Origin of the sequence: Belliella alkalica (assembly GCF_022549785.1) — a bacterium.
Taxonomy (GTDB): Bacteria; Bacteroidota; Bacteroidia; order Cytophagales; family Cyclobacteriaceae; genus Belliella; species Belliella alkalica.
On record NZ_JAKZGO010000011.1, the window covers coordinates 88,064 to 114,770 of the forward strand.

The following is a 26,707-nucleotide window of genomic DNA, read 5'->3' on the forward strand; positions in this document are numbered from 1 at the left end:
ATATTGGTTTAGAGTTCGTACACTTTACTCTTGTACTGATTTGGGTTTACGGTTTCTAGTTGAATTTTTTCTATTGTTTGATTGATTTTTTGGAATACTTGAAAGAAAATTTCCAATTCATCATCACTTACTACTTCTCTTACGGAAATATTGAAGTCTTTAATGGTTTCAACAGAAATTTCTTTTTTCCTTTTTCCTTCTTCTGTGAGATAAATCCGGACTGATCTCTTATCTAAAGAATCCTGTTTTCTATAAATCAGGCCTTTTTCTTCCATTGTCTTGAGCATTCTTGTCAAACTACGCGCTTCCAACCCCATCAAAGGAGCTATTTTAGTCGCTGGAGTTCCTTCTTTGGAATTTATATTGATCAAAACATAACCGATGGATGCTGTAAAATCTTCCAAAGCGGCTTTTTGATTGTACATTCTTGATATAGCGTGCCAAGAACTTTTGATGTGGTAGTCTACCGTTTCTTCACGTTTCATGGGCATAATAAAATTTACATCCCTAATTTAAGAAAAATTTGTTATGCATACATACTATTTTCAAAAAAAGTTATGCATGCAGAGGAAATTTAAAAGTGTTTTGATTTACAAAATCAAAATTTTAATCTGTTTTTAATCTTTATAATCCTCTTAAAAGTACAATAGAAGGTAGAAAACTGATAATTGCAAAAAAAGTTTCTAAAATGGACAAAGTGTTAGAAAGTTGGAAAGTTGATGTAAATTTCTACAAATGATATCCTATATGATTATCCCTAATAAAACCAGAAGTTAAATTAAAAGATTAGCTCAAGCGGCTAATCGCAATTATTAGAATAGTTATCAGTGAATTAATTGATTTATATACATGTGTATCCGCTTTTTTGCACTTGGCCAATCAATCGAATGTTCGATAAATGATTTGAGATTCTTTTGACTATGTTGACAGTTGTCCTGTCACGAGAATCCGCAACACTTAAATCCTCTTATGAGTCAACCTGCAACATTGCTGATACTCATATTGATTTATGTCATTTTGTTTGGTTACTAATAAGAAAGGGGATATATATAATAACCAATTCACTTTTTCTAAAACGTAAACCTTTAAACTAAATCAACCATTAACCTATCCACTAATAACTAATCAATTATAAAGTTCCTCTATTTCTTTGGCAAATTTTGAATGTATGACTTTTCTTTTGAGTTTCATTGTGGGTGTTAATTCACCTGTTTCGATACCCCAAGGTTGAGGTAAAAGAGTAAATTTTTTGACTTGTTCCCATTTTCCAAAATACTTATTAAGTTGTTCGATTTCTCGTTCAAATTTTTCAAGAATATCAGGTTTTTGGATCATTTCTGCATCATTGGTATAAGGGATGTCCTTATGTCGGCAATAATCTTTCAAGCCATCAAAACTAGGAACTATCAAGGCTGCTGGATAGTTTTTATTTTCTCCAACTACTATAAGCTGCTCTATCAATGATGATTCTTTGAATTTATTTTCCATAGGTTGTGGAGCTATATATTTTCCTCCTGATGTTTTGAACATCTCTTTTTTCCTATCTGTAATTTTCAAGTAGCCACCATCGTGGATCTCTCCAATATCCCCTGTATGAAACCAGCCGTTTTGAATGACATCTGCAGTCATTTCAGGTTGTTTGTAGTACCCTTGCATCACGTTAGGTCCTTTGACCAAAATTTCGCCATCTTCAGCGATTTTGACTTGAACCTCTTTTACAAGTTTACCAACATAACCTATTCTCATGTCATTAAGATTACAGATGGAAACAGCTACTACAGGGGAGGTTTCCGTCAGTCCATAACCTTCACATACTGGAATACCCGCACTCCAAAATACCCTTGCCAATCTTGGTTGTAATGCTGATGCGCCTGAGTTGATCTGAAGAATATTTCCGCCGAGTGCTTCTCTCCATTTACTAAAAATAATCTTATTTGCAATGTTCAGCTGAAGGTCATACCAAAAGCCTTGAGATTTATTTGGCTCAAACTTTAAGCCCAGATTAAGCGCCCAAAAGAAAAGCGATTTTTTCAAACCTGTCAATTCGTAGCCTTTTGACACAATTTTGTCATATACCTTCTCAAGTAATCTAGGTACAGTGTTGAAAACATGTGGTTGAATTTCCTTAAGATTGTCGCCAATCTTTTCCATGCTTTCTGCATAATAGATGGATATACCCATGTACATAAAACAAAAAGAGCCTGTTCTTTCATAAATATGACACAAAGGCAAAAAGCTTAGTGCCTTTGAAGTGCCTTTGGGAACAATCAACCTATCTTCTACAGCCAACAAATTATGAATGATATTCCTATGGCTAAGCATCACACCTTTAGGACGACCTGTAGTACCAGAGGTATATATTATTGTAAATAGATCATCTGATTTTACTTGCTCTTTGAGTAAATCTAAGTCTGCTAGATTTCCTGATTCACCAGCATTCATAAAATCTTCCCAATGCGTACATTCAGAAAGCTTATCAAAAGACAAAATCTGAATCTCACTTTCGGTAGTTGCAGTCTTTGCTTTGCCAAAAATTTCTTCATTTCCTACGAATACCATTTTGACCTCGGCATGTTCAAAAATATACTTGTAATCATCCGCAGATATCGTAGGGTACATAGGAACCGAAATTGCCCCAATCTGTTGTAATGCCAAATCGACGAAATTCCACTCAGGCCTATTCTCTGAAATTATCGCTACTTTTTCTCCAGTTTTTATTCCCACAGATAAAAAGGCCAAACTTAAATTATCAACTATAAACTTTACGTCTTTAGAAGAATATCCTTTCCACTCTCCTTTTATCTTTTGGGCTAGAGCTACATCTTTATTGTAAGTTACAATTTGATAATTGATGATGTCAAACAATCTATTGATTTGCATGGTCCTTAACTTTTGGGTTGATTGGTTCTTTCAAATTATGAAAATCAAATGAAGAAAGCAAAAAAAGCTTTTCAGAGAGTTATCCACTTCCCTTTATATACAATTGGTTAATTTTCTAAAAAAACAAGTTAAAGGTATTAAGGTGTGGATTTGTTGATAAATAAACTCATTTTATTTACCCACAATGTATTTTGTATTTTCCTTGTCCATTATCCACGAGTTACTAACATGAAATTATATCTTAAAAGATTGAGCTTGTGTGCATTTAGGTATATTGGATGTTTTTCATGTTGATAAATAAATTTATGTAAATGTCTGTAACTTTTTGTGTTTCTAAATGTGGATTAATGTTCATTATTTTGGACTTATACCCATTTTTTCAATCTATTGCTTGTTGTACTTATTGTGATGGGGATAATACCTGCATTATCATCAAGTTGTTGACACTTATTAACATTAATTTCGTGTCTTATCCACAAAATCTATGTTTTTATCTTGCTTATTACCTTCTTAATAATTCGTTTTCTTCTGTATCAGGTATAATTTCTTCTGTTTTATCTTGTTCTATATTTTCTTCCGATGTTTTTTCCGTGCTATTTGAAGTTAATACGACGATGTCGTTTGTCCAGCCACCTTTTATGATTATATCCATTGAGGTAATATCTGTTGGGTTTTTGTAATAGAATACTTTTTCAGCTTGCCTATTTTGACGCATGTTAGATGGATCCCAGCGTTTGTTTTTATTTTCATCAAATATTACCCTTAAGTTATATGTTCCGGCCTCAAAATCAGTGAAAGAATGTTTATTGGTATCTTCCTTTAGTACTTCTTTAATTACTTTTCCGCTTTTGTCTAATAATTGTATTAATAATGGTCTAAATTCTGTATCTACAACTACATCTAAAGAAGTCACTAGGGTTTCCGGATTCAATTTTTTGTATGATGCTTCTACTTTCTTTTCATTATATAAGCCTTCTACATCTTTAAATGTTGAATCAGCTGCATATATTGTATATGTAGTATTTGGCAATGTATCTAATATGGGAATGTCCATTAATAATTTTGTATAGTTTGCGCTATCTTTTAAATAGATCCATTCCTTTTTGATTTGAATTGTTGAGGCTGTGTCAAATTTTATATAGAGTGAATCTAAGTTGATGTCTGTTATTGGTTTATTGAAAGTGTATTCAGCCTTTATGTTTTTCAGAAAATTGGAGCCGGAATTAGTGGTTGTTTCTAGCTTTTCTTTATTTCTTTCACTTTCCTCAAATGTCAAATAAATTAATGTATCCAATTTGAAGCCTACAGAATCTTTTAAAGATACTCTTGTTTTGATACTATCATTTCTAATTTCTGTGTGATAGAATCTAATATTCTTTTCGTTTTGCCTGTAGAAAAGTTTTTTACCTAGATCTTCGTGTTCTATTGTTATATCTGTTGGAAATTTACTTAGAACTATATCAAAATTTTCGCCTATAGTAGATGATCTATTTATTTTAAGATCTGATATATCTGCTTTTGATAACATAAAATTTATGTTTTCTACATCTTTATCTATTGTTATGGTATCACCATAGAATGCATAAGGTTCAGATTTTTCTTCTGCTTTTAGGGAGTTATTTGAATCAAACCAAGCATATGCACGATAGTCTCCAGCTTTGATGTTTGTTATTTCAAAATTTCCGCTGCTGTCTGTTGCAGCTATATAGTATGGAGGTGCTGTCAATACATCAGTTGTGTCATTTTTCTCGTATAAACCTACTAAGACATCCTTCATAAATTTATCTTTTGGAGGAAATACATACGATACTTTTCCACTGAACTTTAAGCTGTCAATTTTATCTCCTGTTGAAAATACAAGTTTTAAATTTTCAGCTGGATTGCTTTCTGTTATATCTTGGATACTTTTTTGAAAATTGAATACGTATGTTGTGTTCTCTTCTAAGTCCTGGTTTAGCTTGATGACTACTTTGTTTTTAATAGCAGTCACTACCATTTCATCCTTTTTGATTTTAGGTGTTATAATGATTTGTTTGTTGGGATTATCTATTTTGATAAACTCATCAAATTCCAATTCAATAGTTTGTGGTGATACGTTTGTGCTTTCGTTTATTGGTTTAACTGATACAAGCTTTGGTGGAGTTTCATCTTTGTCTCCTCCCATTGGTGTACTTTGTTTAGCACAAGATATTAATAGAATTATTATTAAAAGTGATAATATTTGTGTTAGTAGTTTCATTTTTTCTTCAATATATATAATATACTTGAATAGTTGTTATTATTGGACTTTGCCCATCTATTTGATTTATATCCATTTATCAACGCTTTCCATAGCGTTTTGATATTACTTTGGTCTGGATTTTTATTTTTTTCAGATAATATTGATACATAGTAGCTATCAAATACCATTGGTTTTATTTCAACGATTGTTAAGCCCATTTCTTCTGCTAGTTTTTGAACAGTGCTTTGATCAAAGTGGTACAAATGCCTTGGAACATCTAGTGCTGCCCAGAATTGTTTGTAATATTTTGAATCCCATGAATCGATGTTCGGTACTGCTATGAACAATGTTCCTGTATTCTTTAATTTAGATTTAATTTTTTTTGTTGATTTTCTTAAAGAATGTACATGTTCCAATACATGAAACATCGTGATAGCATCATACTTTTCATCTTTATGAAGTTCGTCTAAATCAGCATGTATGTCAATGTTGAATGATTTGGCGATTGATCTGGCATTTTCATTTGGTTCGATCCCCGTAGTGATCCATCCATTTTTTTTAGCTGCATTTAGGAAATATCCCGTTCCACATCCAATATCTAAAAGTCTACCTTTATTTGATTGAAAATTATTGATCCAATTGATTTTTTTTCTAAGCGTGATGTTTCTTACTACTTTGTATACTCTATTGATAAGATTATTTGATTTATCTTGATGGGAAATATAATCTTCAAATTCATAATATTTTCCAATAGATTCTATATCTGGTCTAGGATTGGTAAATACAAAAGTGCAGTTACTACATTTACATAGGACAAATTTTTCTTTACTTATAGAATAATCCAATACATCCATATGATTAAGAAAAAGCCCACTTTTACAAAGTGGGCATTTGGTTAATCTTTTTTTCATAAGTTTAAAATTTGTCTGTCATTTATAACAAATATTTGCTCGAACATCATATTATATAACTTAACAAGTGGTTTAGATATCCCTATGAGTACCAATTTCATTTTCTTGTACAACATTTTATCTTCCCAAATATACTGTCAAGATAGATAAGTCAGCTGGGGATACACCACTTATTCTCGAAGCTTGTCCTAATGTTTCGGGTTTTACTTTATTTAGTTTTTGCTTTCCTTCTGCTGACAATGCTGTGATTGATAAGTAATCAAATGTAAGTGGAATCTTATAGTTTTCCATATTTGATAACTTTTCTACCATCTGTGACTCTTTTTCTATATAACTCTCATACTTGATTTGTATTTCTGCTTGTTCAAGTACATCTTTTTTGTACTTGGATAAATATTGTTTCAACTCTGGATCAAGTTGTTCGATATCCTTCAATCCTAATTGAGGTCGTTTCAATAGTTTATCTATAGTTACTTTTTCCTTAATTGTTGCTGTATCTAGATTTTCAAGTCCTTCATTGATAATGTCAGGAGAAAGTTTCTTCTGTTTTAGATCATTGATCAATTTTTGGGTATCTGATTTTTTATCCATCATTTTTTCAAGTCTGATATCATCTGCCAATCCAATTTGATGTCCCAATTGGGTTAATCTTAGGTCTGCATTATCTTGACGCAGGAGTAATCTAAACTCTGCTCTTGATGTGAACATTCTGTAAGGTTCTTCTGTACCTTTATTTATCAAATCATCTATCAATACACCTATATATGCATCTGATCTTTTGAGTAAGAATGGATCTTTTTCTTCAACCTTTAGGGAGGCATTTATGCCCGCAATCAATCCTTGAGAAGCAGCTTCTTCGTACCCTGTAGTCCCATTTATTTGACCAGCAAAATAAAGGTTTTCTAATAATTGGGTTTCTAATGTGAGTTTTAGCTGTGTTGGTGGGAAGAAATCATATTCAATAGCATATCCTGGTCTGAACATTTTTGCATTTTCAAATCCTGGAATTTTACGCATAGCTTCATATTGTACATCTTCTGGAAGAGATGTTGAGAATCCATTGATATACATTTCGACTGTATTCCATCCTTCTGGTTCCACAAAAATTTGATGTCTTTCACGTTCTGCAAATCTATTTATTTTATCCTCTATAGATGGACAGTAGCGTGGGCCTAAGCCTTGAATCCGTCCATTGAACATTGGAGATCTATTGAATCCAGTTTCTAATGTATTATGGACTTCTTTATTGGTATAAGTTATCCAGCAAGTATGTTGTTTAGTAAGAGGTGTTGTTTCATCAGAATATGAAAATTTTTCAGGATTTTCATCACCATATTGAATTTCCATTTTTGAATAGTCCAATGATCTACCGTCCACTCTTGGTGGAGTTCCCGTCTTCATCCTTCCTGCTTCGAAGCCCAACTGTACCAGTTGTTCTGTGATACCTCTAGCTGCACCTTCTCCTGTCCTTCCACCACCAAATTGTTTTTCACCTATATGAATTAGACCATTTAGAAATGTACCATTTGTCAATACTACTGATTTACTAGATATTTCTAAACCTATACTTGTTCTTACGCCAGTTACTCTTTTATCTTTGACAATAAGGCCAGTGATCATTTCCTGCCAGAAATCTACGTTAGGTGTTTGTTCTAAAGCCAGTCTCCATTCCTCAGCGAATCTCATTCTATCATTCTGAGTTCGAGGAGACCACATTGCAGGGCCTTTTGATCTATTTAGCATTCTAAATTGGATCATAGATTTATCTGAAATAATTCCAGACATTCCACCAAGTGCATCTATTTCACGCACTATTTGTCCTTTTGCTACCCCACCCATTGCTGGATTACAAGACATTTGGGCAATAGTATTCATATTCATGGTACATAAAAGTACCTTGGACCCCATTTTTGCAGCTGCATGTGCAGCTTCACAACCTGCGTGCCCAGCCCCTACTACTATTACATCATATTGTGGAAACATATCGATATTCTAATTAATGTTTCACGTGGAACACTTTGCTCTTGTATCAAATTTCTTTTGTTTGATTTGAAGTGTTCCACGTGGAACGTTTATGTTTTTTGAAATAGAGAAATTGATTTATTTTCCATTTCTCTCATTTTGCTGATTTCTTTCTCCGTTTTGTCTTTGTATCCCAATAGGTGGAGAAGTCCATGACTCATTACTCGGAGTAGTTCTTTGTTGAATTCTGTTTTTTCTTTTTCAGCATTTTCTTGTACCCTTTCTATACTGATAAAAATATCTCCTTCTATAATTTTTTCTTCCTCAGAATTATCAAATGTAATTATATCTGTATAGGTGTCATGATTAAGATATTCCAAATTAATATTGTATAAATATTCATCTGAACAAAATACATATGTGAGTTCACCTACTTTACAACCCTCAAGGTTTGCAATTTCCTTTAGCCACTTTTTGTGAAGAATTTTGTTTTTTAGATCAAATCCAGAATCTTCATCGAAAAACTGTATTGCCATATTTTAATACATGTAAAATTTCAATGTAGTAACCCTTCCGTCATCATCAAAGCTTACATCATCCGATAAATGCTTCATGATGAAAATTCCTCTTCCTCCTGCTTTTTCCAAGTTCTCTGGTGCTGTCGGATCTTTCAGTTCATCGTAATTGAATCCTTCTCCTTGATCTTTAACAATGAATTTTATTTCTTCTTCATCAAAATGTAATTCCAAATCTACTTTTTTGCTTGCATCTCCCTTATTTCCATGAAGGATTGCATTACTCACACATTCTGTCACTGAAATCATTATATTTCCATAGATGTCATCATCGATATGGAACTTTTCTCTCGCATTATCAATGAAGCTTTCTATTATTTTAATGTTCTCAATTAGAGAAGGGATTGAAATTTTTATAGATTTCATGAATCTTTTGTTGATGATATTATAATTAATTTAATTTTATCGTACTACAATTCTATCATTATTGGGCAATGATCTGAATGCATGGCTTCCGGAAGAATGATTGATCTATTTATTTTGTGCGCTATTCCAGAAGTAGCCATGTGGTAGTCTATTCTCCATCCCAAATTTTTACCTCTTGCACCAGCTCTATAGCTCCACCATGTATAATTATGCGGTTCTTTATTATTTTCTCGAAATGTATCAATAAAGCCATTTTCGGTAAATTTATCCATCCATGCCCTTTCTTCCGGTAGAAAGCCCGATGAGTTTTTATTTGAGATTGGATTATGAATATCAATTGCTTTGTGACAAATGTTATAATCTCCACTCAAGATCAAATTAGGAATTTTTTTTATCAAATCTTGTGAATAGCCATAAATGTCATCCAAAAATTGATATTTGAATACCTGCCTGATATCACCTGTAGTCCCTGAAGGAAAATATGCTGAGATAAACGAAAAATCGTCAAAATCTGCTCTGATTATTCTTCCTTCGTCATCATACTTTTGCATTCCCATCCCATACTCTACATGGTTTGGTTTTATTTTTGATAAAATAGCTGTACCACTATATCCTTTTTTTACTGCCGGATTCCAATAAATGTGGTAGCCCAAATCTTCGAAAATATTTTTTTCGATTTGGTTTTCCATTGCTTTTACTTCCTGAATCCCTATGATATCTGGATCTGTCACCTTCAGCCAGTCTGCAAAGCCCTTATTCAAAGCAGCCCGGATTCCATTGACATTATAGGATACGATTTTCATGCTATTTAGATTTTATTTTATTTCTATTTCAAATTCTTGTTCAAAGTATTCAATTACATGGAGTTTCAATAGCTTTTCTTGTTCTAAAATATCAAAATGTGGCAGCTTTTTTAGGAGTTTCCAATGTGGCCAACCATCTTGATCTATATAGTCTAAGTCATAAAATCCAGCTAAACTTAGCACCTTGCAAACAGCTATATGCATCAGGTCTTGTTTTTGCTCCTTTGTAAATGTCCTGTTTCCTTGACCAAGTTCTTGCACGCCAATCAAGAATAAAACACCATTGAGATCAGATGGTTTTTTTCCTATCAAATCCTGAAGTCCTATCAACAGTTTACTCCACCGTTTGTCAAGATCTAAATCTTTCTTAAACATTTTTATTTTCCTCTTCCAATAATTCCCAATATTCTGTAGCTCTTCGCAAGTGAGGAATTACAATGGATCCTCCTATTAGTGTAGCAATAGAAAATACTTCAAAGACTTCCTCTTTGCTCAATCCAGCCTCATAAGATTTACCAAGATGATATTTGATACAATCATCACATCTTAAAACCATAGAACATGCTAGCCCAATCATTTCCTTCGTCTTGACATCTACGGCACCTTCCGAATAAGCATTTGTGTCAAGGTTAAAAAAACGCTTGATAACTTTGTTGTCAGCCGACATGATTTTTTCATTCATGCGGCCTCTGTAATCGTTGAATTCTTCTATTAAATTCATTAACTTTTGGATATGTAATTAAATAACTAGCAAATATAACAGGTATTTTCCTGTCATTCAGTTCTAACAAGCCTTTTTGGATATGCGTTTCACTTTTTTTGAAGATTTTTTAGCTTTGGTTTTTCCTAAAACCTGCTGTGTATGTAAAAGAAGTCTATTTGACTTTGAAAAGCAGCTTTGCAAAGTTTGTATTGGAAGCCTTCCCGTGACAAATTATCATCTGAATCCACAGAATAATGACCTTGTAATAAAGGTAATGGGACTTACTAAACCAAATCTTGTAATGTCTTATCTTAGATTTACAAAACGGGGTACAAGTCAGAAGTTATTGCATAGTTTGAAATATAGGAATAAACCTGAAATTGGTATAGAATTGGGGACTTTATATGGGTATTTGTTGAAAAACAACGGTTTTGAGTTCAATTGGGATATGGTTGTACCTGTTCCGCTTCATCCAGAGAAGCAAAGGAGAAGAAGTTATAATCAAAGTGAACAGTTTGCGATTGGCATTGCTTCAGTTCTTGGTATTCCTATGCAATTGGGGCTTGTAAGAACCCAATTTACTGAGACCCAAACCAAGAAATCCAGAATGGAGCGGATAAATAACGTATCAGAAGTTTTTGCAATAAACAAAAATGTAAAAGTAGAGGGAGTTAAGATTTTGTTAGTGGACGATGTGATGACTACAGGTGCCACTCTCACTTCTTGTGCAAATGTGCTTTTGGAATCAAATGCAGTATTGGTTGATTTGGCTGTAATTGCAGCAGGTAAATTTTAGTACTCAGCTTTCGATAAGTGACTCGATATTTTATGGTATGCTATCGCTGTCAAAAGATTTTGATTTTAACACTTATAAATGATGCCAAAAGAACATTTTGAACATGTTCTTTTGGCTAATGACTATATACTAGAAATACTATCTTAAATATGTTAATTGTTAGAATTAATTTTCTGCTTTAAACACGATTTTGCCTCCTACTACAGTCATCATTATTTTGGTATTAAGGATATCGTTTTCAGGAACTTCCATTATGTTTTTATCAAATACGGTGAAATCTGCTACTTTACCAACTTTGATTGATCCTTTGATGTCTTCTGCAAATTCTGCATAAGCACCAGCCAAAGTATAAGATTTTAATGCTTGTTCGCGTGTTAGTTTTTGATCCGGCTCGTAACCTCCATCAGGAGTCATTTTTAGTGTTTTTCTTGATACTGATGCATAGAAAGAAGGTATAGCATCTACAGGTTCTACTGGGGCATCTGTGCCGTTGGAGATTACAGCGCCCGAGCTAAGTAGTTTTTGCCAGACATAGGCTCCATCTTTGATTCTTTTGGCACCCAACCTTCCGATAGCCCAAGGTCTGTCAGAACTCAAATGGATTGCCTGAATGGCAGCTATAACTCCCAAGTCGCCAAATCGACTAATATCATCTGGATGTAAGTGCTGGGCATGTTCTACACGGAATCTATGGTCTGTCACATTGGGATATTTGGCAAAAGCAGCTTCATATCGGTCAAGTACTTCTCTATTGGTTCTGTCACCTATAGCATGTGAGTTGACTTGGAATCCTAGTTGAAGACCTTTCTCAGCGACTTTGCTTACCAAGTCTATAGGCATTGTTTCGTGTCCTCTGCTTCCAGGCTTATCTTCATAATCCTCTAGAAGCCATGCACCCCAAGGACCCAAAGCGCCGTCCATGTTTAGCTTGATAGATCTTACTGTGACCATATGCTCAGGATCTATTTTTGGACCCTTTACATACCAAGCTTCGAGCAATTCCGGGATACGACTCGAAAGCATCACGTACATTCTTGCTGTAAGCTTACCTTCTGCTTGAAATCTCTCCAAAAGATCAATCAGATCTTGATTTCCTCCAGCATCATGAAAAGAAGTAATTCCTTTTTCTGCCAATTCTTGCAAAGCCAATTCCAAGGCTTTTTCAGCTCTTTCTGGTGTATCTTTAGGAATTAATTTTCCTACTAATTTTGACGCAGTTTCTACCAAAACGCCAGTTGGGTTTCCTATATCGTCTCTGATGATCTCTCCTCCTTCTACTTCTTGTTTGAGATTTTCACTTCCCAAAGAAGTAATTCCTGCCTGTTCCATTGCTTTTTGGTTCACAAAAGAGGCATGTCCCGAAGCATGAGCCAGATAGACTGGGTTATTTGGAGTTACAGCGCTTAGTTGATCATGTGTCTGAAAGCCGTTTACAGTTTTTTCAGGCATTTCTATCCATTTGTCTTGATGCCAACCCCTACCGGTGATCCATTCTCCTGGTTGGGCTGAGGCAGCAGCTTCAGCTACTTTTTCAACTAACTCATCATACGTTTTGACATACATCAAGTCAATATCTAACTTATTATATCCAATCCCCATCAAATGTGCGTGTGATTCGATCAAGCCAGGAGTCATAGTCATACCTTGAAGATCAATTTTCTCAGTATGGCTCCCTACATAAGATTCTATTTCCTCCTTTGTTCCCACAGCCAAGATGATTCCATTCTTGATAGCAACAGCCTCAGCAATTGGTAGCTCATCCTCTACTGTGTAAATAATTCCATTGATAAATACTTTGTCAGCTGTCTCTTTTCCACATGAAAAAAGCAACAATATTGACATAATTAAGAGTAAGTTATTTTTCATACGCTATAGTGTTCTTCTTCAAAGCTAGGAATTTTTTAACCGCCGTTCCAAACCATTGCTGTAAAGGATATTTAAACATTTTGCAATCTTTAGGATTATTATGCATGTTTGGTAAATACCCTTAATAAGAATTTCATGGAAAGTAATTATGACTATATTTTGGCTGGATCTGGGCTTGCAGGTTTGAGCTTGTTGAATGCTCTTTTGCGTGATGATATATTGCAGCACAAGAAAATATTGGTTGTAGATAATGTTAAAAAAGACCTAAATGATAAAACTTGGTGCTTCTGGGAAAAGCAGGCTGGACCCTTCGAACATTTAGTGGCTAAGGAATGGAAAACCTTGCAGTTTTTTTCTCCCACAGTCTCGAAGACTTTCAAAATGAAAGAGTACAGTTATAAAATGATACAATCTGGAGACTTTTATAACCATGTAATTGATCATGCTGCGCAATTTTCCAATGTGACTTTTTTAATAGCAAATATTCTTTCTATTGAAGAAAGTGGAGATGAAGTTTTTGTCCAGACTGATCACGGTAGGTTTTTGGCAGATTTTATCTTCAATTCTACGGGTCTCTTCTATCCTCAAATGAGTGAGGCTAATACATTGTTACAACATTTTATGGGTTGGTTTATTAAGGTAGAAGAAAAGGTATTCGATAGTAATGTAGGCACTTTGATGGACTTTACATTATCCCAAGAATATGGAACTACCTTCATGTATGTTTTACCTTTTTCTGATAATGAGGCTTTGGTAGAATACACCCTGTTCTCTGAGCGAGTTCTAGATCAATCTGCATACGAAAAGGAGCTGCGTGATTACATCGAAAATAAGCTTGGTCTCGACAATTATCAAATAGAGCATAGGGAATTTGGAGTTATTCCTATGACAATGGCTAAATTTCCTCGAAGCATAGGTTCCCAGCATCGTATTATCAATATAGGAACAGCAGGGGGGCATACCAAGGCAAGTTCTGGGTATACGTTTCAGTTTGTACAAAGCCAAGTCAATAGAATATTGAATTTGCTTCGCTTGGGAAAGTCTCCATTGGTACGTCTATCCCTGAGAGAAAAGATGTTTCAGTGGTATGATATGGTATTGTTGGATGTTTTGCTTCAAAAGAAAGTGGAAGGAGAGGATCTTTTCAGTAGTCTTTTTGAGGCCAACGATCCCGAGCTTGTGCTGGCTTTTTTGGCCAACGAAAGTGGGTTTTGGGAAGAATTTAAGATAAGAGATAGTGTTCCTTTCTGGCCTTTTTTCTCTTCGGGTATTAAACAACTGTTACCATGATGGAGAAATTTATATCAATCAAAAAAATGAAAAGAAACCTTACACTTTCAATACTTAATTAAGGCATGTCCACCTGCTATATTTTTTATGAAATAGACATTCTATAATACATTGCAATTTATAATATTGATAATCAAATAAATATATTTTTTATCCTTATTGATAGTCTAATTTTCAAAGATTAAATGGTAATCTTTCTTTTATTTTTCTAACTTATTGACAGCAAACAAACATAAAATCTCTATTCTATGCCTAGAGCTAAATCTAATAAAGATCGCAAAATCTTCGTGCTCGATACTTCTGTAATTTTATATGCACACAATAGCATCATGAACTTTGCAGAGCACGATGTAGTCATCCCGATTACAGTATTGGAAGAGCTCGATCAATTCAAAAAGGGAAATGATACGAAAAATTTTGAAGCTCGTGAATTTATACGTCTTCTGGATAATCTTTCAAAGGACAATATGATTCATAATTGGACTCCTCTCAATGGAAAGACTAAGGGATTTTTTAGGGTTTTGATGAATCCTGAAAATAATATGAATGCCAATGAAATCTTTGGAGAGGAAAAAAATGACCACAAAATTCTCAATGCTGCACTGCACCTTAAACAGACAGAAGCTGGCAGGAAAGTTATTTTGGTGAGTAAAGACATTAATTTACGTCTAAAGGCAAAATCATTGGATATCTATGCCGAAGATTATGAAACGGGCAAAATAAAGAACATAAATGAACTTGAAAATACAGGAAAGTTTATAATTGAGAATGTTGATCTAGAAGTAATCAATAAACTGTACGAATCACATAGTGTAGATGGAAAGCTGATTTTTGGAAGGAAAAAGGTAAAATCCAATGGATATTTTATCTTGAAAAATGAAAAAAATTCTGTGTTGACCTATTTCAATGCTGAAGATAATACCATGGAGCGTGTTGACAAACAGCTTGCCTATAATGTTAAACCAAGAAATGCAGAACAAACATTTGCGCTACATGCAATTATGAATCCTAGAGTAAAATTGGTTTCTATTCAGGGTGTTGCGGGAACGGGAAAAACACTCCTTGCATTGGCTGGAGCCTTGGAGCAAAGAAGGGATTTCAAACAAGTATTTTTGGCAAGGCCGATAGTGCCTTTGAGCAATAAAGACATTGGTTTTCTTCCTGGAGACATCAAATCCAAATTGAATCCTTATATGGAGCCACTTTGGGATAATTTGAAATTTATACAAAATCAATATAAGGAGTCTGATAAAGAATATCAGAAAATTGTAGAATTGGTAAATCAGGAAAAACTGGTGATTCAGCCATTGGCATACATAAGAGGTAGATCTTTGTCAAATATCTTTTTTATAGTAGATGAAGCACAAAACCTAACTCCCCATGAAGTAAAGACGATCATCAGTAGGGCTGGTGAAAATACCAAAATTATTTTCACTGGAGATGTTTTCCAGATCGATACACCATACCTAGACTCACAAAGTAATGGCCTCTCTTATCTCATTGATAGGGTAAAAGATCATCCATTATATGCACACATAAAGCTTGAAAAAGGCGAAAGATCAGAACTTGCTAATTTGGCCAATGAATTACTTTAAATGACTATCCGCTTACTTGCATGTAAGCGGGCAGTTCATTTTTTGGTGAGCGATTTTATTTTTTACTGCCTGTCTATGGTCCTGTGTCTATGGAGGAGCAAATAAGTTGCTGGCGAGTGCTGAAATACTTAAAAATTACTTATTGCCTAACGAGTAACTGCGGATACACAAATATTTTTAAAGATTAGGAGAAAAGATCCCGTGATGCTAGATTATTTATTGACTATAAAATCAATAATATAATTATCAACTACTTTGCAAGTAGATTATAATTTTAATATTAATGATTGTATATGATCAATATCTAATATCAATTAATAACTTTCCCACCTCTGTTGGATCGACAAGAATCAAAGAGAACTCTCTTCTTAAATTACTGGTATAGATTTAGCGCTTTATAAAAACAGATCTAACTACACATATTTACGCAGACAAGAAAAATTAACTAAAAAGTGTAGTAGAAAATAAAAATTCGTTAATATATTGCGCAACTAAATCCAAGTGATTCACGTAATAATATGCAAGTTCAAATAATTTTGCAATTGATTTTCTGAGATTTCTTTAAGGCAGAAATTTATTAATATATAATTTAGATGTCTAAAAGTGCTGTTTTTTGCACTACATCGCTAAAGCATTTGATTCTATCTTTATAGAATTTGAAAACTTTTTTTGGTTTAACGATGAAAAGAAGGTGAGCATTGCTCACCTTTTTTTTTAGCTTTCTGTTATCGTATTTAATTTTGCCAAAAAACTATTATAGTATTGTCTACCAACTTGAACAATTGCTCCAGATTCAAGTGTAATTTCTTTGGTATTAAAATTTTCTATTTGTGCTAGCTGAACGATGAAAGATTTTTGTACTCTAAGGAAAAGATTAGAGGGCAACTTTTCTTCCATATCCTTCATCGATTTCCTAATAGTGTAGTTTCTGTGTCTAGTATAGATAGTAACCATATTTCCATTAGCTTCTACATAGTAGATATTTACATATGGGACTTTTTCATATGCATTATCAGCTTTGATATATACTGCATCAGTAACTAAATAAGGACTTTCGTCTTTGGATTTTACAGTTGAGATATCAGATACTGGATTTACTCTTTTGTTATAAAGAACAATTTCTACTATTGCATGTATATCGTTGGTGTTGAAAGGCTTTACAATAAAACCTGCAGGATTGATTCTCTTGGCTCTCTCAATGATAGTAGGATCACTATAAGATGTAACAAAAACCAAAGGTACGTCTACCATTTGTTTCAAAATTTCGCCAAGTTCGATACCATCTTTGTCACCTTTAAGTTTGATATCCATGAATATCATGTCAGGCCTATATTTTTTTACGATTTTTATTGCCTGATTAGCTGAATTTGCAATGTCTATATTGACATATCCTAAAAGTTCTAAAATCTCTTCAATATTTTCTGCAATATTTATATCGTCTTCTACTACTAGTATTCTTTCTTCTTTCATATTTGGTGATATATGGGATTGTTAGCAAAATGGTACTTAGCTATATGAATTTTTTTGAAAATTATAATAATGCATAATCTATTTACAAAATTTTATTTGAATATTCAATAAAATTAAGCTTTTTGTTTTGCAAATATTCAAATATAAATCTATAAACTCATCAAATCTTTGAATCTGGCAGCTTGCCTTCTGCTGACTTCTATTCTATCACCTCCTTTGAGTGTGACTACCAATCCACCATTGAACCATGGCTCAATAGCTTCAACCCAACTCAGGTTTATGATATGTTTTCTACTTGCTCGGAAAAATGATTTTTCATCTAATCTTTCGTCTAGTGCATTTAAGGATTTATGAATCATAGGCTTGTTACTTTCAAAATATACTTTGATGTAATTTCCGTCTGATTCAAACAAGCGAACATTGATGAGTTTTACAAACCAACATCTATCTCCGTCTTTAACAAACACCTGATCGTCTAAAGTTAATTTTTTAGAACTATTGTAGCTACTTACTTCTTCGGTTTTTGGAGATTGGTCTTGAAGCTTTTTCTGTAATCTCTCTATAGCTTCACCAAGTCGTTTTGGTTCAATTGGCTTCAACAAATAATCCAACGCATTTACCTGAAATGCTTTCAGTGCGTATTCATCATAAGCAGTTGTGAAAATGACGTGTGGAACATTATCTAATTCTTCTAATAATTCAAATCCAGTTTTTTCTGGCATTTGAATATCTAAAAAAACAACATCAGGAAGGAGCGCGTCTATTTTTTCTTTTGCATCGTCTACATTCGTGGCTTCACCAACCACCTCAACATGATCATATTGTGATAATAAGTTGATTAGCTCTTTTCTTGCTAATCTTTCATCGTCGATTACTAGTGCTCTCATTTCTTTGAAATTTTAACCTAATGTAAGGCTTTGTTTTGGAATTTTTATTTCGGTTATGACAAAATCGCTACCAGAATTGAATATTTTAAAGGAAGCACGCTCTCCATAGATCAATTTTAATCTTTGAATTGTATTTGTAATACCGTGCCCTTCACCTGGTTTTTTCTTAGCAAAGGCTTGATTTTTAAGTTGGCCACTATTTTTGACTTGGATATACAAATCGTCAGTCAATCCTTCATAGCACTTTATGATTATTTCTCCACCTTTCATTCTGTTGGATATGCCATGCTTAATTGCATTTTCTACAATAGTCTGCATCATCATTGGAGGAATCCTATATTCATATGCTTCTGGCTCTATTTCGTATTTTACGCGTAGCCGCTCTTCAAACCTGATTGTTTCCAGATTCAAATAATCCTTGACGGTATTGAATTCATTTTCAAAATCAATGACTCTCTTTTTATCCATCATCAAAGAGAACCTCAGTATATTTGATAGTTGCGTTATTGCTGTTTTTGCCTTGTTAGGCTCTTCGTCGACCAATGCCCTTACGCTGTTTAGCGCGTTGAAAATGAAATGTGGATTCAGTTGGCTCTTTAGGTGATTCAATTGGATTTCATTTATTTTAGCTTGATATTTCAAGCTTTGGTTATAATTGTCCAAAAAATGAAAAAGATAGTATAACATCACCCAAAGTGAATAAAATAGAAAACTAACGAATATATTTCCTGCAAGTACTACGGGCCTTAGGTCGAATTCAGGGTTTAGTATATCAAAAATAAGGTTTATGATTATTTGGGCAATTGTATTGCATATTGCCAATACAAGGAGTCCTAAAAATGTATTCCAAATAAGCTGACCAAAATTTCTTCCAAACCAATTGTGTTTTTTGATTACATACCTCAATCCTTGAGACGAAATCAAATAAAAACCCGCCCACGATAGATACGCTCCAACCTCTACCGACGATACTCCCCGCTCCAAAGACACAAATAGCAGGTTGATTAGTGCAAATCCCAGCCAGCCAAAAATCTGAAGTATCCAATATAGTTTCGCTTTATTCATGTTTCACTTCAAAGATAACCATGATAATTTAACTTAGAATTGCATTTATACTAATGGACAGATAACTTGTTCGATTGTCAAATTCGCCTGTTAGTTAAGTTCTTCTTTCAGAAACTTGGCGGTGTAGCTGCTTTTATGCTTGGCAACTTGCTCGGGTGTACCCTGAGCGACGATTTCCCCTCCTTTTTGCCCTCCTTCAGGTCCAAGATCGACAATAAAATCCGCTACTTTAATGATATCCATGTTGTGCTCAATCACCAACACTGAGTTTCCTTTTTCTACAAGCTTGTTCAGAACTTTCAGAAGATGCTCAATATCTTGGAAATGTAACCCTGTGGTCGGCTCATCCAAAATGTAGAAAGTCTTCCCAGTGTCTTTTTTGGAAAGTTCCGTAGCTAATTTTACACGTTGTGCTTCTCCACCTGAAAGTGTGGTTGCATGTTGACCAAGGGTAATATAACCTAACCCAACTTCGTTTAGGGTTTTTATTTTTCTAAGAATTTTTGGCTGAAACTCAAAAAAGTCCACAGCTTGCTCTACAGTCATGTCCAATACATCCGAGATAGATTTACCTTTAAATCGTACTTCCAGTGTCTCCCGATTGTATCTTTTGCCTTTACAGGTTTCGCATGGTATGTGTACATCTGGCAAGAAGTCCATCTCTATCAGCTTCATTCCTGCTCCTTCGCAATCCTCACATCTTCCTCCTTTTACATTAAAACTGAATCTACCTGGCTTGTAGCCTCTGATTTTTGCTTCTGGCAATTCTGTAAACAATGCTCGTATATCAGTGAAAACTCCAGTGTAGGTAGCTGGGTTGGATCTAGGGGTTCTTCCTATCGGAGATTGATCTACCTCAATGACTTTATCCAATAAATCCAATCCAGTAATCTCTTTATGTTCTAAAGGTTCCTTTTTGGAGTTATAAAAATGTCTGTTGAGAAGTGGGAATAAAGTCTCGTGAATCAATGAACTTTTTCCTGAACCAGACACACCTGTTACGCAGATCATACTTCCCAGAGGGAGTTTTAGGTCTACATTTTTTAAATTGTTTCCTTTGGCACCTTTGAGTATCAAAAATTCACCGTTTCCTTTTCTTCGATTTTTGGGAACTTCAATTTTTAGGCTTCCAGAAAGGTATTTTGCTGTAATACTATTTTGTTTCAAAAATTCCTTTGGGGAACCTGAAGCAACCACTTGTCCTCCATGTCTACCTGCTCCAGGCCCAATATCAACTACGAAATCTGCATCTAACATCATGTCTTTGTCATGCTCGACTACAATGACAGAGTTGCCAAGATCTCTTAATTCTTGAAGTGCCTTGATCAGTTTTACATTATCCCTTTGATGGAGGCCTATACTTGGCTCATCTAGAATATACAAAACACCTACTAGTTGGGTTCCTATTTGCGTAGCTAGTCGGATTCTTTGGGCTTCACCACCAGAAAGTGTCCTCAATGGCCTATTCAGAGATAGGTAGTCTAACCCAATATCCAAAAGAAAACCAATTCGCTTTCTTATTTCTTTGAGGACCTCTTTGCCAATAAGATTTTGTCGGTCCGTCATTCTGGACTCTACATCTTCAAACCAATTGCCCAATGAAGTGATGTCCATCATAGCCAACTCACCGATATGCTTTTCTGCAATCTTGAAATGGAGAGCTTCTTTTTTCAGCCTGTATCCTTCACAATCAGGGCAGATTTTCGTGGTCGTGAACTCACTCACCCATTGCTGGATTTTATCAGAGCTTCCTTCTTGCTGCTTGGTAAGGAAATTTACGATTCCTTCAAATGTCGTCGTCCATGTAGTTCCTGGATATTTTACAGAACTTACCTCGACTTCCATCTTGTCTCCGTGTAGAAGAATGTCTATAACCTCTTCCGGGAGTTTTCCAATTGGTGTTGTTATAGAGCATTTATATTGCTTAAGGATTGCTTCTATTTTCTTAAAAATCCAAATATCCCTAAATTCACCCAACGGCGCTATTCCTCCTCTGCTTATACTTAGTTTGGGATCAGGAATAATGTTTTCTTTGGTGATTTCCTCTATTATTCCCAAGCCGTTGCAGGAAGGGCATGCACCGTAAGGGCTATTGAACGAAAAAGTATTTGGAGCTGGCTCATCATATGAAAGTCCAGTTGTCGGATCCATTAGGTATTTTGAAAAGTGATGGATGGTTCCATCTTCTTCTCTTAGCATAATGATTCCTTTACCGTGTTGCAAGGCTGTTTTGAGGGATTGGCTGATTCGGAACCTGTCTTCTTCTTCAGCTACGATCCTGTCCACTACTATTTCGATATCATGGATTTTGTATCTGTCCACCTGCATTTTGGGAACTACTTCCATCACTACCCCATCTACCCTCACTTTGGAGAATCCCATTTTCCGTACTTGTTCAAAAAGCTCTCGATAATGACCTTTTCTTCCTTTTACAACTGGAGCTAGGATATAAAGCTTTTTACCAGAAAAACTCTCAAAAAGCTGTTCAACGATTTGATCTTCCGTCTGTCGGATCATTTTTTTTCCCGACAAATAAGAATAAGCCTCCCCTGCTCTTGCAAAAAGCAATCTCATAAAGTCATAGATTTCTGTGACTGTACCAACAGTCGATCTAGGGTTTTTTGAAGTCGTTTTTTGTTCTATGGAAATGACCGGCGACAGTCCGTTGATTTTATCAACATCTGGCCTTTCCATTCCACCCAAAAATGATCTCGCATAGGCAGAAAAACTTTCCATATAGCGTCTTTGTCCTTCTGCATAGATGGTGTCAAATGCCAAGGAACTTTTTCCGCTACCACTTAGTCCTGTGATGACAACTAGGCTATTTCGGGGAATGTCAATATCTATATTTTTAAGATTGTGCTCTCTGGCACCGTAGATCTCAATATATTCTTTTTTGTCAGTGTTGGGGTCTGTCATGGAGGGCTAAACCTTTATTATTCAAGCTTGCAAAAATAGGGATTTTAATTGGGGCTTCCCAAAGTGATTACAGATTCATAAACCCAGATTGAGCCCAGATAGTTTTGATTTTTCAGGATAGTTTAATGCTAATTCGAACTACTTTTCTTCATTCGCTTTTTTCTTCAAATCCTCTAAATTATCGCCTGTCACAGTTGATTTTAGTCCAGAGAATAATAATTGCCACCAATAATTGAACTCCGACTTGTGTTTTAACCTTTGGGCATAGACTACGCCCTTTTGCAAGTCACCATTTTTTCTAGGGTTTTGGGATTTTATGATGACTTTATTGGCCAAGAAAGCGCCAATTCTTCTGAATAGATTTTTATCTTTCTCAAAGTCTTTGTTCAAAATTTCTATTTCTAGGTTATCATACCTTACGATTACTTCTCCGCTACCGTCAAAATCAAATGCATGAATATTGAAATCCAACCGATTGATCATTCCTGACTTCAAGCTGATTTTTGCTTCAGGTTCTACCATGTCATTGATTTCTGTTAAGTCAAACTTCCCCAAACTCCCTTGAAGTTGAAAAGCACCTCGTGTATCTGCCAAATCATACATGACACTAAGGTTTATTTTTCCCTTGCCCATAAGTAGCGCTTCTGCTTGGATATTCAACTCGTTTTTATCTTCATTGACCTTATCCATGTTGCTGATAGCCCCGATTTCTGCATTGAGTTCTGAAAAGAAAATTGACCCATAATTCGGTGCACCATTATCTGGCTGTTCTTCTACGAGAATATGGCCATTTCTTATGATTGTATTTTTGATATTGAGTGGAAAATTCAAAATGCCAAAAGCTTCATGTGCCATTGGTGGTCTTTTTTCATAATCATCGGGGATTAGCTTGTTAGTAAAGGATTCTAGCTTTATATCTTTTACCAAAAGGGAGTCGATTTCTACGATTCCTTTTCTGAAATAATCTTGGAAATTCATCCCATGTATATCCAGTGTGCCATTTTTCAACTGAATCCACCCTTTTCTTTTCTTGAATGATTCGGTATAGGCATATTTCCCAAGTTTATTCAAGATGGAGAAGTCTTCAATTTTCATGTTTTTGTCTTCGGTGTCGAAGACTAAATTTTTGACTTCGGCCTTTTGTCGAAATTCATCAAAGTGGATTTCAACATGTTCTATTTCCCCATGGATAAATTCTACAGAAAACAGTGCTTCTTCATTTTGAATATCTTCTTTTGTCAGGACAAATCCTCTAGAATCTACAGATAGGTTTTTCAGACTCAATCTTGTAGAGTCTGTATTACTATCTTTGTTTTCGAGATTTAGATTTTGAAGAGATATACTGCCAACTCCTATTTTGTCATAATCCTTAGTATCATTTTTCTTTTTGTTTTGACTTTCTTCTTTGTCAATGTTGAGCGAATCTATAGGTGGTGTTACACTCATTATCGTGAGGTTTTCCAGTCTTGCTGAATCTACCTGAATAGAATTGTCCAATAAGAAGCTTTTCCATTTGAAGCCTGTGATTTTTGCTTGCTCCAAGTGAAGGTTGACTTTGACTTGGCCCGCAAGGATATTTTCTGTTGGTTGGATTCTGATATCTTCTATCGAGAGAAAGGTACCAAAGTAATTGTAATCGAGTTTGATATTCCCAAAAGTAACGTCGTGGTTCCCAAAGCCACTGGTTCGGGTTATCATATTACTGACAATTTTATCTGCGTTGTTGTTCAGATAGATGTTGACGAAAAAAGGAATTCCCCTAAGAACTAAAACTAAGACCAAAACTAGTCCCAATAAGGCAATAATGATCTTTTTCATAATAAGCAGAGAAAATGTGAATAATAGTGGTTAAGATATTAAAATCCTAGTAGATAACAAGGTTTCTGTTTGATTATTCAGAGGATGGTAGCTTAATTACATATTCTTTTCCTTTAGGAATCTTAAGTTTGTTTGTTCTTAGCCAAGGGTTTTGGATTTTTAAGATTTTATAAGAGCTGTTGTGTTTTATTGCCCAAGTTGCTAAGTCATCGATATCTTGCTTGACGACCAATTCCCTAGATATTGGCAATGTATAATAATCTTCTTCTTTGAGTTTGAAGCCATATTTGTCCGGATTTTCAAAAATTTCCTTGAAAGCCAATAGTCTGAAAATGTAGCGACTTGTCTCATCATTGAGTAAAAGATCATAATAATTGACTTGCTTTTGCTCGGACTTTCTTTTGGATAGTCCACTGATTCCCATATTGTAACTTGCCGCTACAGAAGTCCAGCTGCCAAATCGTGCATATGCTGATTTCAAATATTTGCATGCAGCGACCGTGGCCTTCTCTAGATGATAGCGTTCATCGACATCATTGCTTACTTCCAAATTGTACTCTTTGGCAGTAGCAGGCATGAATTGCCAAAAGCCCCTGGCACCTGCTGGAGATACTACATTAAGAAGTCCCGATTCTGCCATTGCCAAGTATTTGAAATCATCGGGGATATTTTGCTCCTTGAGGATTTTTTCTATGGTTGGAATATATTTTCCTGATCGTTTCATCAGCAAAATCATGTTAGACTGCCAATAGGCATTGACATAGATTTCTCTTTCAAATCGCTCTTTTACATCGTCTATTTCAAGAGGAACTTCTTCTCCTGCAAAGCTAATGGCTTTGGGAATCTCAAATAGTTTTGCTCTAGTGTCCGGTATTTTTATGTTTATCTCTTCCCCACTTGCTTGATTGATGGTGACTTCCTCATAGGGTAAATCGGCTTGGTCTTTCTCTGCAGAATAGAGAAAAACCAAACCAAAAAGGACCGCTATTAGTCCATATATGGATATTAGGTGGTAATTTTTCAATTTTAAAAGTTTGGAGACAACAAATACTTACTGTAGAATTCATCGATGACTTTCACTGCTTCTGATGGATCATCCACTACTGAGAACAGGTCTAAGTCTTCGACGTTGATGTATTTGTTTTCCAGCATAGTATCCTTGAGCCAATCTACTAGACCTGACCAATAAGATTTGCCTACCAATACGATTGGGAATTTTCCAATCTTATTGGTCTGAATCAATGTAAGGGCTTCAAAAAGCTCATCCAAAGTGCCAAATCCACCTGGAAGGACTATGAATCCTTGGGCATATTTGGTAAACATTACTTTCCTGACAAAGAAGTAATTGAAAGAGATCAGCTTGTCTTGATCGATGTAGATGTTATTGAACTGCTCAAATGGAAGCACAATGTTCAACCCAACGGACTTTCCGTTTTCAGAATGCGCTCCTTTATTTCCTGCCTCCATGATACCTGGACCACCACCTGTGATCACTCCATAGCCATGTCTGACGAGTTTGGCAGCAATCTCTTCTGCCATAAGATAATATTTATGATCTCTTGGAGTCCTTGCTGACCCAAATATAGAGACACAAGGTCCTATTTTTGATAATTTTTCAAACCCTTCGACAAACTCAGACATTACTTTGAAAATCGCCCAAGAATCAGCACTCTTGATTTCATTCCAATCTCTTTCTTTGAATGCTTTTCTGATCCTTTCTTCTTGTTTTGGATCGATATTTCCATTTTGTTCACTCATAATTTTATACATTAATAAAAAAACATTTTTTCTACTTAAAAGCTACCTAAGCTAACAAAGTTAGATTATTCTTTTTAGATAGAAAATCACCATTTATGATAATCGAAATAAAGAAAAATAAGTTTCAAAAAAATAGTTTTTGCTTTAGATCATAACTCGACTTACTTTCGCAGGCTTTTATATTATAGAACATGAATTTACGAGAAAAGTCTTTGGAAGTCAGGAAAGTATTCACTGATTTGGATATTGAGATTAAGGCTTTTATGGATGAAAGTCAGCTCTCCTGTATTAGTGGATGCGGAGCCTGCTGTGCTAACCCAAGTGTACATGCATCCGTCTTGGAATTTTTGCCTTTGGCTTTTGATCTTTACGAAAAAGGGAAGGCAGAAAAAGCGATGCAACTGCTAGATGATGTGGGAAATGATGCTAATTGTATCGTATATAAATCCAAAAGTGAAGATTCAAAAAAAGGCTTCTGCTCAGATTATGCTAATAGAGGGATGATTTGTAGGCTTTTTGGGAGTGCCGCCAGAAGAAATAAGGAAGGTAAAAAGGAACTGATCACCTGTAAGATCATCAAGGAGCAAAAATCAGAACTTTATCAAAAAACCGCTTTGGCAATCAAAGAAGGGGCTTTTGTGCCATCTAGTGGAGATGCTTACTCCCAGCTTTACAATATAGATTTTCAAATGACTCAGGAGCAGTTTCCAATAAACATTGCAATAAGGAAGGCCTTGGAGTCTGTCATGAACTATATGTTTTATATTGAAAATGACAATATTGAATCGATTGATAATTTTTGAAGCCAGGTTTTTGCCGTAT

22 protein-coding genes are annotated in these 26,707 nt (G+C 34.9%); 4 read left to right on the plus strand and 18 right to left on the minus strand.

The window, feature by feature from the left end; translation table 11 throughout:
• Positions 1-8 precede the first annotated feature (8 nt).
• From MM213_RS13860 to MM213_RS13905, 10 genes are all read right to left on the minus strand, one after another.
• Positions 9-485, minus strand: coding sequence for a MarR family winged helix-turn-helix transcriptional regulator (locus tag MM213_RS13860; protein ID WP_241413123.1), 477 nt, complete (start codon positions 483-485; stop codon positions 9-11).
• A 640-nt stretch (positions 486-1,125) separates the two neighbouring features.
• Complete coding sequence (locus MM213_RS13865) at positions 1,126-2,880, minus strand: AMP-dependent synthetase/ligase (RefSeq protein ID WP_241413124.1); 1,755 nt, start codon at positions 2,878-2,880, stop codon at positions 1,126-1,128.
• Between the two features lie 502 nt (positions 2,881-3,382).
• Positions 3,383-5,119 (minus strand): Ig-like domain-containing domain, encoded by a 1,737-nt coding sequence (locus MM213_RS13870; RefSeq protein WP_241413125.1) that lies wholly within the window; start codon positions 5,117-5,119, stop codon positions 3,383-3,385.
• On the minus strand, positions 5,116-6,012 hold the full coding sequence (locus MM213_RS13875; protein WP_241413127.1) for a class I SAM-dependent methyltransferase: 897 nt from the start codon (positions 6,010-6,012) through the stop codon (positions 5,116-5,118). Before MM213_RS13875 ends, MM213_RS13870 begins: the two co-directional genes overlap by 4 nt.
• Positions 6,013-6,129: 117 nt before the next feature.
• Entirely contained in the window at positions 6,130-7,995 is a 1,866-nt protein-coding gene (gene mnmG / locus MM213_RS13880) for a tRNA uridine-5-carboxymethylaminomethyl(34) synthesis enzyme MnmG (RefSeq protein ID WP_241413129.1), read from the minus strand.
• An 89-nt stretch (positions 7,996-8,084) separates the two neighbouring features.
• Positions 8,085-8,510: an rRNA maturation RNase YbeY gene (gene ybeY / locus MM213_RS13885; RefSeq protein ID WP_241413131.1), complete on the minus strand. Its 426-nt coding sequence runs from the start codon at positions 8,508-8,510 to the stop codon at positions 8,085-8,087.
• 3 nt (positions 8,511-8,513) lie between these two features.
• Positions 8,514-8,915: an ATP-binding protein gene (locus MM213_RS13890; RefSeq protein WP_241413133.1), complete on the minus strand. Its 402-nt coding sequence runs from the start codon at positions 8,913-8,915 to the stop codon at positions 8,514-8,516.
• Between the two features lie 44 nt (positions 8,916-8,959).
• Positions 8,960-9,718, minus strand: coding sequence for an exodeoxyribonuclease III (locus tag MM213_RS13895; protein ID WP_241413135.1), 759 nt, complete (start codon positions 9,716-9,718; stop codon positions 8,960-8,962).
• A gap of 12 nt (positions 9,719-9,730) precedes the next feature.
• The gene (locus MM213_RS13900) at positions 9,731-10,093 is read right to left on the minus strand and encodes a hypothetical protein (protein WP_241413137.1); all 363 of its coding nucleotides are present in this window, start codon (positions 10,091-10,093) and stop codon (positions 9,731-9,733) included.
• Complete coding sequence (locus MM213_RS13905) at positions 10,086-10,439, minus strand: carboxymuconolactone decarboxylase family protein (RefSeq protein ID WP_241413139.1); 354 nt, start codon at positions 10,437-10,439, stop codon at positions 10,086-10,088. Before MM213_RS13905 ends, MM213_RS13900 begins: the two co-directional genes overlap by 8 nt.
• A 283-nt stretch (positions 10,440-10,722) precedes the next feature.
• Between MM213_RS13905 and MM213_RS13910 the strand changes: the two genes are divergently transcribed.
• On the plus strand, positions 10,723-11,217 hold the full coding sequence (locus MM213_RS13910; protein ID WP_369413928.1) for a ComF family protein: 495 nt from the start codon (positions 10,723-10,725) through the stop codon (positions 11,215-11,217).
• 165 nt (positions 11,218-11,382) lie between these two features.
• Here MM213_RS13910 and MM213_RS13915 read toward each other — a convergent pair whose 3' ends face one another.
• The gene (locus tag MM213_RS13915) at positions 11,383-13,083 is read right to left on the minus strand and encodes an amidohydrolase (RefSeq protein WP_241413143.1); all 1,701 of its coding nucleotides are present in this window, start codon (positions 13,081-13,083) and stop codon (positions 11,383-11,385) included.
• 135 nt (positions 13,084-13,218) lie between these two features.
• Here MM213_RS13915 and MM213_RS13920 point away from each other — a divergent pair, with 135 nt between their 5' ends.
• Together MM213_RS13920 and MM213_RS13925 are read left to right on the plus strand one after the other, a co-directional pair.
• On the plus strand, positions 13,219-14,373 hold the full coding sequence (locus tag MM213_RS13920; protein ID WP_241413145.1) for a lycopene cyclase family protein: 1,155 nt from the start codon (positions 13,219-13,221) through the stop codon (positions 14,371-14,373).
• Between the two features lie 248 nt (positions 14,374-14,621).
• A complete protein-coding gene (locus MM213_RS13925) occupies positions 14,622-15,968 on the plus strand; it encodes a PhoH family protein (RefSeq protein WP_241413147.1) in 1,347 nt (448 codons plus the stop codon).
• 714 nt (positions 15,969-16,682) lie between these two features.
• Here MM213_RS13925 and MM213_RS13930 read toward each other — a convergent pair.
• The 7 genes from MM213_RS13930 to MM213_RS13960 form a co-directional block, all read right to left on the minus strand.
• Entirely contained in the window at positions 16,683-17,438 is a 756-nt protein-coding gene (locus tag MM213_RS13930) for a LytR/AlgR family response regulator transcription factor (RefSeq protein WP_241413148.1), read from the minus strand.
• Positions 17,439-17,587: 149 nt separating this feature from the next.
• A complete protein-coding gene (locus MM213_RS13935) occupies positions 17,588-18,325 on the minus strand; it encodes a LytR/AlgR family response regulator transcription factor (RefSeq protein WP_241413150.1) in 738 nt (245 codons plus the stop codon).
• Positions 18,326-18,337: 12 nt separating this feature from the next.
• The gene (locus MM213_RS13940; RefSeq protein WP_241413151.1) at positions 18,338-19,390 is read right to left on the minus strand and encodes a sensor histidine kinase; all 1,053 of its coding nucleotides are present in this window, start codon (positions 19,388-19,390) and stop codon (positions 18,338-18,340) included.
• A 90-nt stretch (positions 19,391-19,480) separates the two neighbouring features.
• A complete protein-coding gene (gene uvrA / locus MM213_RS13945; RefSeq protein ID WP_241413152.1) occupies positions 19,481-22,309 on the minus strand; it encodes an excinuclease ABC subunit UvrA in 2,829 nt (942 codons plus the stop codon).
• A gap of 138 nt (positions 22,310-22,447) precedes the next feature.
• A complete protein-coding gene (locus MM213_RS13950; protein WP_241413153.1) occupies positions 22,448-24,127 on the minus strand; it encodes a hypothetical protein in 1,680 nt (559 codons plus the stop codon).
• 73 nt (positions 24,128-24,200) lie between these two features.
• The gene (locus tag MM213_RS13955; protein WP_241413154.1) at positions 24,201-25,151 is read right to left on the minus strand and encodes a lytic transglycosylase domain-containing protein; all 951 of its coding nucleotides are present in this window, start codon (positions 25,149-25,151) and stop codon (positions 24,201-24,203) included.
• 2 nt (positions 25,152-25,153) lie between these two features.
• Positions 25,154-25,885: an LOG family protein gene (locus MM213_RS13960; protein WP_241413157.1), complete on the minus strand. Its 732-nt coding sequence runs from the start codon at positions 25,883-25,885 to the stop codon at positions 25,154-25,156.
• 191 nt (positions 25,886-26,076) lie between these two features.
• Between MM213_RS13960 and MM213_RS13965 the strand changes: the two genes are divergently transcribed.
• Positions 26,077-26,688, plus strand: coding sequence for a YkgJ family cysteine cluster protein (locus tag MM213_RS13965; RefSeq protein WP_241413162.1), 612 nt, complete (start codon positions 26,077-26,079; stop codon positions 26,686-26,688).
• The last annotated feature ends 19 nt before the right edge of the window (positions 26,689-26,707 follow it).

Bases quoted from the DNA above. Each gene is read 5' to 3' on its own strand.
- MM213_RS13860 (WP_241413123.1), bottom strand. From the start codon at position 485: ATGAAACGTGAAGAAACGGTAGACTACCACATCAAAAGTTCTTGGCAC.
- MM213_RS13865 (WP_241413124.1), bottom strand. From the start codon at position 2,880: ATGCAAATCAATAGATTGTTTGACATCATCAATTATCAAATTGTAACT.
- MM213_RS13870 (WP_241413125.1), bottom strand. From the start codon at position 5,119: ATGAAACTACTAACACAAATATTATCACTTTTAATAATAATTCTATTA.
- MM213_RS13875 (WP_241413127.1), bottom strand. From the start codon at position 6,012: ATGAAAAAAAGATTAACCAAATGCCCACTTTGTAAAAGTGGGCTTTTT.
- mnmG (WP_241413129.1), bottom strand. From the start codon at position 7,995: ATGTTTCCACAATATGATGTAATAGTAGTAGGGGCTGGGCACGCAGGT.
- ybeY (WP_241413131.1), bottom strand. From the start codon at position 8,510: ATGGCAATACAGTTTTTCGATGAAGATTCTGGATTTGATCTAAAAAAC.
- MM213_RS13890 (WP_241413133.1), bottom strand. From the start codon at position 8,915: ATGAAATCTATAAAAATTTCAATCCCTTCTCTAATTGAGAACATTAAA.
- MM213_RS13895 (WP_241413135.1), bottom strand. From the start codon at position 9,718: ATGAAAATCGTATCCTATAATGTCAATGGAATCCGGGCTGCTTTGAAT.
- MM213_RS13900 (WP_241413137.1), bottom strand. From the start codon at position 10,093: ATGTTTAAGAAAGATTTAGATCTTGACAAACGGTGGAGTAAACTGTTG.
- MM213_RS13905 (WP_241413139.1), bottom strand. From the start codon at position 10,439: ATGAATTTAATAGAAGAATTCAACGATTACAGAGGCCGCATGAATGAA.
- MM213_RS13910 (WP_369413928.1), top strand. From the start codon at position 10,723: ATGTCTTATCTTAGATTTACAAAACGGGGTACAAGTCAGAAGTTATTG.
- MM213_RS13915 (WP_241413143.1), bottom strand. From the start codon at position 13,083: ATGAAAAATAACTTACTCTTAATTATGTCAATATTGTTGCTTTTTTCA.
- MM213_RS13920 (WP_241413145.1), top strand. From the start codon at position 13,219: ATGGAAAGTAATTATGACTATATTTTGGCTGGATCTGGGCTTGCAGGT.
- MM213_RS13925 (WP_241413147.1), top strand. From the start codon at position 14,622: ATGCCTAGAGCTAAATCTAATAAAGATCGCAAAATCTTCGTGCTCGAT.
- MM213_RS13930 (WP_241413148.1), bottom strand. From the start codon at position 17,438: ATGAAAGAAGAAAGAATACTAGTAGTAGAAGACGATATAAATATTGCA.
- MM213_RS13935 (WP_241413150.1), bottom strand. From the start codon at position 18,325: ATGAGAGCACTAGTAATCGACGATGAAAGATTAGCAAGAAAAGAGCTA.
- MM213_RS13940 (WP_241413151.1), bottom strand. From the start codon at position 19,390: ATGAATAAAGCGAAACTATATTGGATACTTCAGATTTTTGGCTGGCTG.
- uvrA (WP_241413152.1), bottom strand. From the start codon at position 22,309: ATGACAGACCCCAACACTGACAAAAAAGAATATATTGAGATCTACGGT.
- MM213_RS13950 (WP_241413153.1), bottom strand. From the start codon at position 24,127: ATGAAAAAGATCATTATTGCCTTATTGGGACTAGTTTTGGTCTTAGTT.
- MM213_RS13960 (WP_241413157.1), bottom strand. From the start codon at position 25,885: ATGAGTGAACAAAATGGAAATATCGATCCAAAACAAGAAGAAAGGATC.
- MM213_RS13965 (WP_241413162.1), top strand. From the start codon at position 26,077: ATGAATTTACGAGAAAAGTCTTTGGAAGTCAGGAAAGTATTCACTGAT.